Below are 15,669 nucleotides of genomic sequence, written 5' to 3' on the forward strand. Positions count from 1 at the left end.
TATTAATCCAATTGCAAATTATCAGGATGTATTGTTTTTTCATTATTAATAATTTTTGAAATAACACCATTTTCAATATGAATAACTTTGTCAGCAATTGGCGCTAATAAAGGATTATGTGTAACCATAACAATAGTTACTCCTTGTTCTTTATTGGCTTCATATAAATATTTTAAAACTATTCTTGTAGTATTTTCATCTAAAGCACCTGTAGGTTCATCAGCAAAAATAATATCAGCGTTTTTAGCTAAAGCACGTAAAATGGAAATACGTTGTTGTTGCCCTCCTGACATTTGTGAAGGATATTTATCAATAACTTCTTTCATTTCAAATCTTTCAAAAAGTTGTTCAATATTAACCTTTTTAGATTTATCTTTTTGTAAATAAGCACCGGTTTCTACATTGTCATAACCATTTAAATTAGTTAAAAGATTGTAATTTTGAAAAATAAAACTTACATTTTTTCTTCTAAAACTAGTTAATTGCACATCACTTAAATAAGGAAGATTTTGATCACATACAATTACTTGACCTTTTGATGGACGATCTAAACCAGAAATTAAATTTAATAATGTTGATTTACCTGAACCAGATTTTCCAAATATCATTGATATTTCACCTTTGTTTAATGAAAAAGAAATATTTTCTAAAATTCTTGAAACATATTGGCCATCTAAATAATATTTGTTAACATTTTTAACTTCAATAATTTTTGATTCTTCATTTTTTAAATTCTTATTTTCATCAGCTTTTCTATGATGTTTAGCAGCTTTGATAAGCATTTTTTCAATTTTTCTATCTACTTTAAAAATTTTATTTTTAATGTTTTTTTCTATAACATCAAATAGATTCTTAATTGTAATTTTAGGTTTAATTTTTTTAGAATTTAAAAATTCAATTTCTTCATTTTTATTTTCTAACAAAATTTTTTCATCATTTTCCATTAATCACGTCCTTTTAGTAAATCTACTGGTTTCATTTTGTTAATGCTTAGTCATACTAATAATGCTGTAATTGTAAAGATAGCAAAAATAATTAAAGCAGCTCCACCCATATGTAATAAATTGAAATATATAGGTAATGAAATTCCTTGTCTTATTAAAATAAATGATTTAAAAGCATTTATTAATCCATATGTTATTGGAATTGAAATTAATAAGGTAATAATAATAAATGGAACAAAAATGCTAAAGAACATTCCTATTTTTTCTTTTTTGTTATATCCAAGAATAGATCATATTGCAATATTTTTTTCATTTTCTGCAATGATAATATTAGAAATAATTACCAATACAATTGTTGAAATTACAAAACTAATACCAATAATAATAGCAATAATTTTTTCTGCTAAACTGGCTATTTGATTAGTAAATCCTACTTCAATAGTTTTAGCATAAATAGAAGAGCCTAAAGCAGTATACATTGTTTTGTTATAAATTTCCGCATATCTTTGTAAAGCTTCTTTAGGTGTTGATTTAACTATTTCATATTTATCTTTTGAATAAGTAGCGTTTTTATCATTTGAAATAAATTTCATTATTTGATCTTTTGAAAAACCAATCCTTTGTAATAATCCTTGTTCTTTTAAAGGAGCATTAGGAGTTTCATTATATTTAAAAATACTATCAAAAACTTCTTTAGCTTCACTATTGGTCATCTTATCAAAATTGAATAAATCATTTCCTGATCAATAACCTGAATTAGAATAAATAGAAGTTGAACCCACTAATTGTTGTGGTGCTTTTCCATTAGTCATAACACCATTAAATCCATTTACTTCATCTAATCCTGTAATTCAATTTACTATTTTTCTAGTTGTAATTAATTCAGTTCCTATATGGGTGTTACTTATTCCAATAATTTTGAATTTATGTTTTCTTAAATTAGTTTTTGTTCCTATTTGATTTAAAATCTTATCTTTATATCTTTCAATATGATTTAAGATATCTAAATCAATTACATCATTTACATTTAATTTATATTTATTAGCTACAACATTATTGATTAAAATTGGATAATATTCATCATCTTTATTAACTTTGGTTGCTAATAATTTTTTCATTAAATCTTCTTTTTTGTAATTTAATACCTTTAATTGACTATTATTTTCATCAAAACCATATAAATTATTAGCACCCAAAATTTGATTATAAGTTTTTGCATATGAATACTTTTGATCAACAGTTTTATCTAAATAAACACCGCCAAAACTAATAAAATAATCATTATCAATTTTTTGAGTAAGTTTATTTTGTTGTTTAGGATATAAAATAGCGTTTAAAATAGTTGTAGAAAGTTTTGCTAATTCTGAATATTGTTCTGATAAAGATTTTTGTAAATCCTTTCTTATTGGTGAAAGAGTTACATTTTGTAATCTTTCTTCAATACCTTTAATTTTTGAATTGGTATTTTGTTTTTGAATTTCTTCACCAATTTTTTTATAACCATTAATTAAAAATTTTCTATATAGTTCACGTGTTTGATCACCTGTTTTGATTTCTTGAATTTCTTCACTATTATCTAAATAATTTTGTTTTACATAAACAAATTTTGATTCTTTTAAAGTATTGCCTAATACATATTTAAAATAATCAGCTTTTTTAACTTTATTATTTTCGTATTGTTCTATTAATCATTCTTGATTTTTATATTCAGATTCATTTTTCTTTAATTGATTTATTCAATCTTCTTTTTTAACTCATACATAAGTTAAAAATCTACGGTTTTCATCATATTTGATTTCATATTCTTGGTCATAAACTAAATTATGATAGAAATATGAAATCAATTTTTTAACATAACCATTTTCTTCTTCACCATCTTGTGTAGCCATAAGTTCCGCCGCAACTTTATGACGCAATTGATCAACTCTTGCTTTTTGAGTATCAGGCATTGAATTATAAGCTGTTTGTCAAGGGTCTATTGCTACTCCTGAACTTACATTAATGTTTACTGAAAATTGGGTAAGAATATGTGAATCTCCAAATTTTGGATTTCCATTTTTATTATCGCTATTAATAATTGAAGAATGGCCAGGAGCAAAATAATCTGCCTTATGTCTTAAAGCTTCATTTGATTGACCAATAGGAACATATAAATTATTTTCTAATCCAGTATTTTCTGAATTATAAAAAGTTTTATATTGTCCTCCTTCAACTGTAGGAGTTTCTAAATCTGCTCTAAAAGTATAATTGCGGTTTTCATAAGTGTCTTTCAAGGTGGTTTTAAAAACTGAAGCACTTGCTAAAGCAAACATTGAAGTAATAGCAACTAAAACAATGCTTAAACCAAAAGATAAAAGTTTACCTATTCCATTAAAAATTAAAGAAATAGAAAATCTTCTTTTAATATTTCATTTTTTAATTGATTTTTTAACTTTATTATAAGTGTTACTTTGCAATAAATCTGCATTACCAGAAATTAAATCAATTGGTTTATGATGCATAGAAGCTAAAGAAGCAATAATAATAAGTGAACTAATTCCTATAAATGGAACTATAACAGTGAATAACATTGAGAAAATATTAAAGTTCACTACTTCTTGAGGTAAGGTTCAATATGAACTAAAAAGATTTAAAAAGGCAATTTGTAACCTATGACCTACAACATAACCTAAAACTCCACCAATAATAGAAGTGACCATTGCAAAAACTGTAAAGGAAAGAACAATTTTAAAAGGTGAATATCCTTGAGCAACTAATATTCCTAAAACTTTATATTTAGAATTCGTATAACGTCTAATAACAAAAATAGTTGAAATACCAATTAAAACTACTAAAAATGAAATACTTAAAACTGTAACCACATTAATAGCATTAATAATAGAATTAATTGTAGAAACTCTTAATGATCTTTCAGGATTAATAGGATCAACTTCATTGTTTTTAAACACTCTTTCCAATTTGTTATTAGGAATGTTTTCTTTAATAATTTGTTGCAATTCTTTTTTTAATTGTTCATTATTTTTATCTTTTAAATTAGGATTTTTAACTAAAAGATAATTTTTAATTGCATTAGCAGCATATGCTAAACGAATTCTTGCAAAACCTTCATTATTGACATATGCTAAGGCTTGATTTTTAACGTTAGTTTGAATATTATTTTCATCAACTACCGGATATAAATAATCAGCAGTAGTGTCGGCACCTATAATTAAAAACTTAACACCATTAACATTTAAAATATATTTTTGATCAATTTTATTCAAAAATTCTTCCATTGCAATTGGATTGGTTATTTTATCAATTGGGCCACTATAAATAGCTTTATTATTTCTTTCCAAATAAGCATAATTTACTTTTGCTACATAAGAAGAAGGAGAGGTATAAACCACTTCATTATGTGCGGCAGAATCTAAAATACTATCTAATGCTTCTCTAACTAATTTTAGAAAGTCAATTCCAAAAAATGAATAATCTTCTGAAGTATTAAACTTATCAAAAAACGGTTTATCAAAACCTAAGGTTTTTTTATTTTTGAGAACTTCTTCATCTTGATAAATATTTTCTTGTTGATTATTTAAAGAATATTTTTTCTTAATAGAAGTTATTAAAGTATCATAAATTAAAGAATTTTTATAAGCATTTTTATCATTTGCTAATTCTTCAAAATTAAGTATTCTTCTTTCTAATAAATATTGTAAATTGGCTAATTGATCATTTGGATCTTGTCTTAAATTTCCAAAATAATACAAAAGAAAATGAGGAAACATTTTTCTATATACATCATTTAAAACTGCTGAGTTAATGCCTAAATAATCTGAAACTCTCGCTCCTAAATTATTGTATACATACTCTGAAGCAATTTTTCTAATATTCCAAAAATCAGAAGTAGATAAATAATTATTAATTACTTTATTTATAACTTCATAATATAGTCCATTAGTAATTCCGGGATTATTTTTTCCTTCTGTTAATTCATAGCTTGCTGCAACAAAAGCTAAATTTCTAGTTATTTCTACTTTATTTAAATAAAGTCAATTATTGTTTTTTAATTCTGGATATTTTTCTATAAATTGTTGAATAGAATTTACTTTATACTTTCCATCACTAGTTAATTCAAATAATTTTCTAGTAGCATCTTGAACTTTAGCCAATCCTAAAGTAATTCCTAATTTCGTATCTTTGTGTAAAGTTATATTTTCATTAGAAAAATCATTTAAATCTTTGCTATTTAATATTTCTTTTACATCATTTTGAATTGCTAAATTTAATAAATCATTTACAAAAGCATTTGTTTTATCTTTATCATTAAATGGAGAATTGGCAATCATATCTATTCAAAAACTTAATAATGAAATATTTTTAATTGCAAAATCTTTAGATAAATTAGAAGGTACAAATAAATTTAATAATTCTCTAATAGTGTGTCATAATTCACTATTTACTTCACCTTTTCAATCATTTAAATATTTAATTCATTCACCTAAAGTTCAAGAATTTTGATCACTTGTATTGTAGTCATTTCTTATATTTAGCTGTTTAGCAAAATTTTGAAAATCTTTTGCTATTTTGTAAATAGCATTTATATTATTTTGTAATTGGGTATTAGAATTAGTTTTAAAAATTTTCTTTAATAAAACTAATTGTGTAGTATTCAATTTAAAATCATCAAAAGTTATCTTTTCATTTTTATTATTTTTATCATCAATAACATTAATTATTTTGTCCATTAATTGATTTAAAGATTCTAAATCATTAAAAATTGTTTTTTGTGTTTTAGAACCAAAAGATAAATTCATAAGTTGAGTTAAATCTAACAAACTTAACTTATCTGGATCAGTATTAGGAATATATAATTTTTTACCATTACCAATGTTAAATTCTCTTCCAGCAGAAGATAAATTTAACATATTAATTAAATTCTTTTTAAACTCTCTATTAGAACCAGGAACACTAAACATTGCTTTAAAAAAGGCATAAATATAATCTTCATCTTTTATATAGCTAACTCTTAAAGTTTTATATGTTGTTGATAAATCATTATATTTTTGTGAAACATATTTAATTTCTTGAAAAATATTGTGGAAAATATATTTGTTATTATCATTAACAATTGATTTTTTAATTTCATTTAAAAATGCATTTAAATCAAAATTATTAAGGATGTTTATTAATCCCTCTTTTACATTAGTAAAATTACCATCTTTATTTTTATCTATTTTAGTTAAAAGAGATTTAAAAGCTGTGTTAGAATTAGGGATATTTAAAGATAATAATCTAGTTATAATGCTTGATTTATTATCTAAATCAAATAAATTTTTAAAATCAATATTATTTATTAAAATTGAAAACGCTTCCTTAATTTCCTTTTGATTAATAGAATTTAAGGTTCATCATATTCAATTATCTTTTGTTAATTTAGTTTGAAATTTAGCTTTAATTTTTTGATTTGTGTGTGGATTAATTTCTTCAGATTCTACATTTTGATCTTGGTAAGTATCTAATCAAGTTTTAGCTTGATCAAAGATTTTTTTCAAATCAATAGCATCAAAAAATTTGTTAATAAAATCAATAACTTTAACTGGGTCTTTGGAAATTTTAACCAGTTCTTCTACAGATAAAAATTCTTTTAAATCAAAGTTAAAAATATTTTTTAACATTTTATAAATTTTATTCAATTCATCTATTAAATATTTTTGCTGATTTTCAACACCAGAATTTAATCTTATTAATTCTGCTGAGCGATTAAAAATTTTCTTAATTATAGATTCAACAATATTTCCATTTTTATTGTTTGTTAATTCATACATTAAATCTATAACAATTTTTTCTATTACATTTTTATCAATTTGAGAATTTAAAAGAACATTATAAAATTTATGTTTATTTAAAATTTTAGTGGTACTTTTTACCAAATCATAAACTTGTTGTGTAGTTAAAAAATCATTTTTAACTAATTCAGAAGTCATTAAATATTTTTCTAAATTAGACATAAACAATTCTATAGAATTGGTATTAACAATGTTTTGAATAATTTCTGATTTTGGACTTTGGAAATAAATAGGAATATATCAAATACTATTAAAATTAGAATCAACTTTAATCCAACCTGTTTCTGTATTGATAAATTCAGTTCTTATTGTTTTTTTTGAACTAATTAATCATTTTTTTAACCCCTCATAATCAAAATTATTTTTAAAATTCTTTGAATCAGGATAATTAATTCAAGTTAATTTACCATCTTTTTTAGTTGAATAAACTAATTTATATTGTTTTCCTAATAAAGCGATACCCATATTAACATCATCTTTTTCAAGTTTTTGCTTTAAGTAATTTCCATTTGCATCTTTTTGATTTTCTAATCAAGTTGCTAACTTCACTATCTTTGTATTTGGTCTTTCAACATAAACATTTTCACGATAGTTATAATCTATCATTTTTCCATATGAATATGAAGGTTTAATATATTTTTCATCTGTAAAAAGATTTTCTCCAAAGGCTTTAATCAATTGAGAAGCAATAATAGGATTGACTTGTGGAGATTTATAAAATTGTGCTGTATCTCAACCATAAATTTTAGTTGGGTTATTTTGTTCATCATATAGTTTTCCAATGTTCAAAGGAATACCTAAAACTTTTTTATTTTTATCTCCAATATTAATAAAATGATAAATTTGTTTCTTGTTATTTTCATCTATTCCATCAACTGTACTAGTTTGTCTTAAACCAATATATTCTTCTGGTTTATCAGTATATTTTGATAGAACTTTTAGTACTTCTTTAATAACTTTATTTCTAGTTCTAGTAGAAACTAATTCTTTCATTTTACTTTGATGTTCTATTAAATTTTTGTCATTAGAGATATTTTCAAATAAAGTTTGATTATCAATACCTTGTGGATATTCAATATCTTTAATAGATAAATTACCTTTAATTATTTTTTCTTTTAGTAAAAAATAATTAAAATCATTTGTAATATTAGTAATTAACTCTTTGCTATCTGTTTTAGAGTAATCTAAATTACCCACTGAATCATATGGGGTAATTAAAGAGGTTTTAATTTTTTTTCAATAAGAAAAACTTCAAAAATATCTTTTTAATCTTTTTTTGTCTTCATCATTTGGATTAGATTTAATACTTTCTTCTATATCTTTCATAAAAGATTCATATTCATCAGTTCATTTATTTTTATCTTGATCTTTATATGTTGTCTCATAAAATCATCTACCAAGTTCAACTTTGGTTTTTTGATTATAAATTCATTCTAAAGGAATTGAATATTTTTTATTTTCTTCTAAGGTAATATTTTGCTCTACACCTATAATTTTTTCTTCTAAATTCAACAAATTAAAATCAAATTCTGATTTCAAAATATCTTCTTTTGAATAAGAAGAATTATTTTTTAAATTTAATAAAGTTTGGGCTTGATTTAAATGAAAATTATTGTTTTCATATATATATTCAATTTGCTGATTTTGTTTATTTTTAAAAATTCTAAAACCTAAAATTTCCATTAATTTATTTGTATCAACTAATTTTCCTTGTTTGTTATCAACTCAACTTTTTCCTTTGGCAAAGTCAAAAGTTGCTTCATTTGTTTGATAATTTACAAATAAAGAAGCTACTTGAGAAGCATAATAAATTGTTTTTTTAATAATTGAATTATCTGGTTGTACTTCTTCAATTTCTTGTTTAGATAAAGTTAATATATCTTCTAATTTATATTCTTTATCTAATTTTAATTTTTTGGTTTGATCAATAATAGTATCTTTTGTATATCTAATATATTTACCATTTTCTTTTTTATATAAAAAATATGATTTTGAATATTGGTTTTGAATTAAAGGGTTATTTATAAATTCGAAAAAACTATTTTTCACATCATCAAAATTAAATTTAACAAAATTATTGTTTTCACTAAATTGTTGATGCAATTTATATAAATTAAAAAGATTTAATATTTCTTCTTTTTTAATATATAAATCTTTATATTCATTAGGAATTGGATGTGAAGAATCTTGATCTAATTCTCTTAATGCTATATATTGATTATCATTTTTTATTTGAATAATTTTTGAATCTTCTTCATTTTTTAATTCTTTAATAAATTTTTTTAAATTATCTCTATAAAGGTTCCCTGAAATTTTATTTCCTTTATCATCAAGATAACTTGAATCTTTAAAATTATCTTCAATATATTGATCGGTTCATTTAGTTAAATCAAATTCATATTTATGTGGATCATTATATTTTAAATCATCATTAAATTTACCATTATTTGTATATCCATTTTTGTAAGGAGCTCCTTGATTGGCTAAATTTAAATCTACAGTTGCATCATGAAGTTTAGAAATTTGTTTATAACTATTATATTGATTAGTCATAGTTGTTTTCAAATCATAAAGTAAGGTAAAAATAGTAGAAACTAAAAATACTAAAATACTTAGCCCTACAATAACAACTTTATTTTTTCTAAGCGATCTAAATGCTTCTTTAAATAAATTCCACATAGCTCTCCTTATTTGTTTTTATATATTATATAAAAAGTAGATTTTACCAAATTTAATACATAATCAAAAATCCGCTATTGTTTATAGCAGATTTTGTAATTATTCAGTTTTTGTTTTTTTAGAAGTTTTAGTAGATTTTTTAAGTTTTGTTTCTTCTTGATTTGGAGTGGTTGATTCTGATTTAACTTGTTTATCTAAAGGTTTAGTAATAGATTCTTCAAATTCTTTTTCTACTTCAGAAACATTTTTAGTTGTTGGTTGCTTAGATTCATCACTGATTTCATCAAGCATTTTATCTAAATCAATTTCTTCTTTATCTTCCTTCTTTTGTTCAACTTTTTCTTCTGGAGGCAATTTCATATTTTTTTCAATATATTCAATTTCTTCAGCAACAATAGTTTCTTTATTTAATAAGGCAGTTTTAATAAGTTCTAATAACTCTCTATTAGCTAAAATAATTTCAGTAGCTTTCTTTTCAGCTTCCAACATTATTTTACGAACTTCTAAATCAATTTCATGACCAATTTGATTTGAATGTGAAGATTTTGCATAATCTCTTCCTAAAAATGGATTTGATGTGTCTTCTTCATATTGAATAGGACCTAAATCAGACATACCTCATTCAGCTACCATTCTTCTTGCAATTTTAGTTGCTTTTGCTATATCATCAGCAGCGCCTGTTGAAACTTCACCTTTTCCATAAATAATTTGTTCACTTGCTCTACCACCTAAAAATGAAGTAATAACAGCAATAAGTTCTGATTTAGAAGCATTATATTTTTCTTCTTCTGGAGTCATTAAATTATATCCACCAGCGTTACCTCTAGGAATAATAGTAATTTTTTGAACTTTATTGGCACCTTTTAATTTAAGACCTACAACAGCATGACCTGCTTCATGATAGGCAACCATTGTAAGTTCAGCTTTTGTAATAACTCTATTTTTCTTGGCAGGACCTGAAACAACTCTATCAACTGCTTCATCAATATGACTTCTTAAAATGAGATCACTATTTTCTCTAACTGCTAATAAACTAGCTTCATTAATAACATTTTCTAATTGAGAACCTGAATATCCAGGAGTTCTTTTAGCTAATTGTGCTAAATCAACATCTTTAGAAATTCTTTTACCAGTAGCATGTAATTTTAAGATTTCTTCTCTTTCTTTTACATCAGGTAAAGCAACTGTTATAGTTCTATCAAAACGACCAGGACGAGTTAAAGCAGGATCTAAAATATCAGTTCTATTGGTTGCGGCAAAAAATAATAAACCATTATTTTCTGTCATACCATCCATTTCTACAAGCAATTGGTTAAGAGTTTGTTCTCTTTCATCATTCCCACCACCAATACCTGAACCTCTTGTACGTCCAATGGCATCTAATTCATCAATGAAAATAATTGCGGGGGCATTTTTTCTAGCTTCATTTACTACAGAACGAACACGTTTAGCACCTAATCCCACATACATTTCTACAAAGTTAGAAGCTGAAATAAAGTAGAAAGGAACATTAGCTTCACCAGCAGTTGCTTTTGCTAATAAAGTTTTACCTGTGCCTGGAGGGCCTCCCAAAAGAATACCTTTAGGCATTCTTGCACCAGCAAGTTGGTATTTCTTAGGATTTTTTAAATAATCAACAATTTCTTTAATTTCTTCAATAGCCTCTGAATTTCCAGCAACATTTTTAAAAGTTTTATCGCTTTTAATTTTAATAGCAGGATTAGATTTTTCACCAATAGCTCCTGTACCACTGTACATATTCATTTGAGCTCTATAAACCAAATAAATAATTACTCCAAAAATTAAAGTAGGTAATAATAAAGTAAATCATTTCATAAAAGCAGATTGTTCTTTAGGAATAACTGAACTATAAGTCCCAGATGCTTCTGCTCCTTTATTATTTAAATACTTTAATGCTTCTTTTAAAGATTGGTTTTGATTAGTTCCAGCTTCAAAATATTTTGAAATAGTTGAATATGGAATACCAAATTTGTAATATTCTAAAGTTCTACCATTAAAATAATTCATTGTAGCCACTCCAGAATTAGGGTCAAATTCTAATTTTTCAATATAAATTTTATCAGTAGCATCATTACTTGCTGCAGAAACAATATTTTCAAAATCAGAAAAACTAATTTGTGTTGGTTTTACACTAAAAAGTTTAAAAAGCAAAACAGAAATTAAAATAGCAGCTATTGTTGTTAAAACAGCTATTCAAATAATTTTTGATTTGTTTAAAGGTGCTTTTTGTTTCATTTGCGTCCTTCCTTATAATAATAAGTATTATTATATAATAATAAAAATTGATAAAAAAGTTTGTTTTGTGTCTTGTTTTTCCATAAAAGTCAATTTTTTAGCTATTTTTTATTAAAAAAATAACTTTTTATAGTTTTTAATAAATTAAACTCTTGTGCTTGAAAAAGCAGCTTTATATAAAAACAGAAGAATATTACTATTAATTTCTTTTAAACATTATCTTTTAATTTTCCATGTTCCTTTTCTAAAAAAATATTATCTTTTAATAAATATTTACTAGTTCGTTTCTTAGATAAAATAAAATCAACAATACTTAAAATTTTTTGTTTAGTTAAAGAAATATTATGAAATTTGTCATTTATGTATCTATAAACCAAATCTTCTTTATTTTTCATTTTCTTAAAAACATCTTGATTGAATTCTTTTTTTTCTCAAAATTTATATTTTTTTTCTTGCCGTTTTTGTTTAATCGATAAAATAAAATTTTTTAATCTAAACTTAATTATCATTAAATTTTTTCATAATTTAGATTTTTTTTGAAGTAAATGTCTAACAATATTCCGTTGATATTTATCTAAATTATTTGTATAATCAATAGCATATTTAATATTGTTTTTTATATTTATTTTTTCTAATTCATCTTTAAAATAGGCAAATAAGTAAGGGCGCTCTACATTCATACCAAATAAAAAACTTTTTTCTTTTATTCCATAATAATTAACTATCTTGCCCTTTTTAATTTGCATTAATGCTGTTTCAAGATAATCATCTTTATGTTGAGCAATTAACAATTTTTCACAATTATTTTCTAAATATACTTTATGAAAAAAGTTATATCTTTCTATTCTTGCTCAATCTTGAAAATTAGATTTTTTATAATCTTCTTTTTTTAATTCTAAAATTTCTAATTTAATATTATTTATCTCACAAAAATAAGTAACAATTTCTTGATCAATAAAAGAATCGTCACGTTGATGATAGTTGACAAAAGCTACTATAATATTTTTATTTGAGTGTTTTTTTAATTGGTCATTCAACATAAACATTGAATCAGGACCACCACTTATCGCTAATAAAAACATTTATTTCTCTTTTCTTCGGTTAACATTAAACCTTTCAATAACTACATTAATATCATTAAAAGCAAAAGAAGCTGCTGCTTCAGCCGCTTTATCACAAATTATTTCTATAAATTGCATTTGTTCAGGAGTAAATTTTGATAAAACATCATCTTTTAATTCCTTTTGAGTATCTCTACCAACCCCTATACGCATTTTTTTAAAATCATTAGATTTCAATTCATTGATAATACTTTTTAACCCATTGTGTCCAGCAGGAGAACCCCCTATTTTGATAGAAGCTCTGCCTATTTCCATATCTATTTCATCATGAATAACTAAAATATCAGGAGTTTCTATTTTATAAAATTTAACTAAATCTCTAATAAATTCACCCGATTTATTCATATAAGTTAAAGGTTTAGCAACAATAACATCATCAACTATTGCAAATTCACCATTAAATTTTTCTTTATTTAAACTTATTTTTCAAAACTTACATAATTTATCAATAACTAAAAATCCTGCATTATGTTTTGTAAATTTATATTGAATACCTGGGTTACCTAATCCTACAATCAATTTCATAATGTTATTATTATATTTTTAAATATAGATATAAAATATTTTTTTAAAAATATTTATCTTCCAATAAAAATTGCATATTTGTTAAGATTTTTTTTTGATTTTCATCATCAACAATTTTAGATACATATAAATTTCTATCACCAACAATAAATAATTTTTCTTTAGCACGAGAAACTGCTGTATAAATCAATTTCTTAGAAAGCATAAAACCAAAATCAGGAAAAACTACAAAAATAACCACCTTTGCTTCCGAACCTTGAAATTTATGAATTGTGATTGCGTAAGCTAAATTGATATATTCTCTAAATTCTTCTTTTGTATAATCTACGAATTTATTGTTTGGAAATTCAATTGTAAAAATATCATTTTTATATTTTCTTATATATCCTATTTCACCATTAAAAACATTTTTATCATAAACATTTTTTAATTGAATAACTTTGTCTCCCAAATAATACTTAATAGAAATATCTTTATAAGATATTTCATAAATAGGCTTATCATCTTCTCCAAATAAATATTTTTGAATAATATTATTGGTAAGATAAATGCCTTTTTTTCCTTTATAAGTGGGAATTAAAATTACCACATCGTCCATAGAATATTGATTTACTTGTGAAATAAAAATGTCTTTTATTTTTGTTAAATATTCTTCTGAAATAATTTTTATTGTTTCTACCGATTCTGATTTTAAAAGTGGAATTTCTCTTTTATTTATGTCTAAATAATGAGAAACTAAATCCATTTTTTCAGTTCTAAACACTTCTTTTAATGAAACTTTTGCAAATAAATTAGAGTCATATATATCTTGTAAAATATTTCCAGGACCTATACAAGGTAATTGATTATAATCACCAATAAAAATAATTTTTTCTAATTTAACACAATTTAATAGTAATAAATAAAATAATTCAATATTTACCATAGAAAACTCATCAATAATAAGTACTTTTGTATCAGAAGAAAAATTATTATATGAAACAATAGTTTCTTCGTCATCACTCAATTTTAAAAAACTATGTATTGTTCTAGCATTAATATTTGTTTTAGTAGAAATAATAGTTGCTGCTCTTCCTGTTGGAGTTAATAATTCTATTTCATTTTCATATGCATATTTTTCTAATAAACTTTTATTAATCAATTGAATTAAATAGGTTTTTCCTGTACCTGGATAACCTGAAATTATTGAAACATTATTTTTTAAACAATTTAAATAAGCTTCATTTTGTAAAAATGATAAACCTTCTTCTTGTAAATTACTATACATAAAATCATCTCTTTTAGAATTTAATTCTTTTAATCTTTGAACAATAAAATGTTCTTTCATATACATATCTTGTAAGGTAAAAAGTTTTTTATCTTCAATAAATTTTAAAATACCTTTATTTATCATTCGTTCAATAGTTTCAAAAAATAATTCTTTATCTAGACCCATAATTTTTTTATAGATTTTAAAAATTTCATTAATCTCAACTAGTGTGTTATTATTCATTCACATTTGTCTAAAAGCAAAAATAATTGTAGCTTCATATCTTTCAGCAGAATTTTTATTTTCTTCTTTTAAAGCGATTGCAAATTTATCAACTAAAGTAAAATCAATATTATAATCAATAAAAAGTTTATATGGGTTTTCAGTTTTATATTTTTCAATAAAATTTTCATTAAGTCCAAAAATTTTATTCATTTTTCTATAAAGAAGTACTAAATCATTTTCAATAAAAAAATTTAAAGAATCATTATTAAATTCATTTATAAATTTTTGAAATGCTTCTTTTTGCTTATCAGTATTTAAATTATCAATTATCTTTTGTGAGTTATTTTTAATTAAATTAAACAAATTGTCATTTAATTTTTCTTCAATTTTTTGTAATGTAGTAGAACCTATCCCTATTTTTTTACTAGTGATCATTTTATGCAAATCTATATTATTATCAGGTTTAATAGTTACTAAATTTTTTACATAAAAAGTATCGGGATATTTAGAAGATAAATCTTGGTAAATCTCAATTTCATAAATATCAGTAAAGTTTATCATTATATTTTTTAAAAAAATTTTAATTAAAGAATCATGTTCAATTTTAAATAAAGCAACTGTATATTTTCAGGATGGTTCACCACCAGATAATATTCTTGTAAATTTTCCTCTCGCTTTTAATATTTCTTTCATAAAACCTCTTTTTATGTATTTTATATGTTTATGTATTTTAAAAAAAATACTCTTTTAATTGTGGATAACTTTTATTACTAATAACCATTTATTAACATTAAAACTAACAAATTTTATAAATTGTTATTTTTTCCTTATTTCTCTATTTT

General features: G+C 23.1%; 6 protein-coding genes. All 6 read right to left on the reverse strand.

The window, feature by feature from the left end:
- Positions 1-2: 2 nt before the first annotated feature.
- Positions 3-944, reverse strand: coding sequence for an ABC transporter ATP-binding protein (locus ACJA27_RS03635; protein WP_406617946.1), 942 nt, complete (start codon positions 942-944; stop codon positions 3-5).
- Entirely contained in the window at positions 944-9,451 is an 8,508-nt protein-coding gene (locus ACJA27_RS03640) for an FtsX-like permease family protein (protein ID WP_406617947.1), read from the reverse strand. Before ACJA27_RS03640 ends, ACJA27_RS03635 begins: the two co-directional genes overlap by 1 nt.
- Before the next feature lie 99 nt (positions 9,452-9,550).
- Complete coding sequence (gene ftsH / locus ACJA27_RS03645) at positions 9,551-11,707, reverse strand: ATP-dependent zinc metalloprotease FtsH (RefSeq protein ID WP_406617948.1); 2,157 nt, start codon at positions 11,705-11,707, stop codon at positions 9,551-9,553.
- Positions 11,708-11,916: 209 nt separating this feature from the next.
- The gene (gene tilS, locus ACJA27_RS03650; protein WP_406617949.1) at positions 11,917-12,789 is read right to left on the reverse strand and encodes a tRNA lysidine(34) synthetase TilS; all 873 of its coding nucleotides are present in this window, start codon (positions 12,787-12,789) and stop codon (positions 11,917-11,919) included.
- Positions 12,790-13,353: an aminoacyl-tRNA hydrolase gene (gene pth / locus ACJA27_RS03655; protein ID WP_406617950.1), complete on the reverse strand. Its 564-nt coding sequence runs from the start codon at positions 13,351-13,353 to the stop codon at positions 12,790-12,792.
- A 43-nt stretch (positions 13,354-13,396) separates the two neighbouring features.
- A complete protein-coding gene (locus tag ACJA27_RS03660) occupies positions 13,397-15,520 on the reverse strand; it encodes an ATP-dependent RecD-like DNA helicase (RefSeq protein ID WP_406617951.1) in 2,124 nt (707 codons plus the stop codon).
- Positions 15,521-15,669: the final 149 nt, after the last annotated feature.

Origin of the sequence: Mycoplasmopsis lipophila, from assembly GCF_045276895.1 — a bacterium.
Classification (GTDB): domain Bacteria; phylum Bacillota_I; class Bacilli_A; order Mycoplasmatales; family Metamycoplasmataceae; genus Mycoplasmopsis; species Mycoplasmopsis lipophila.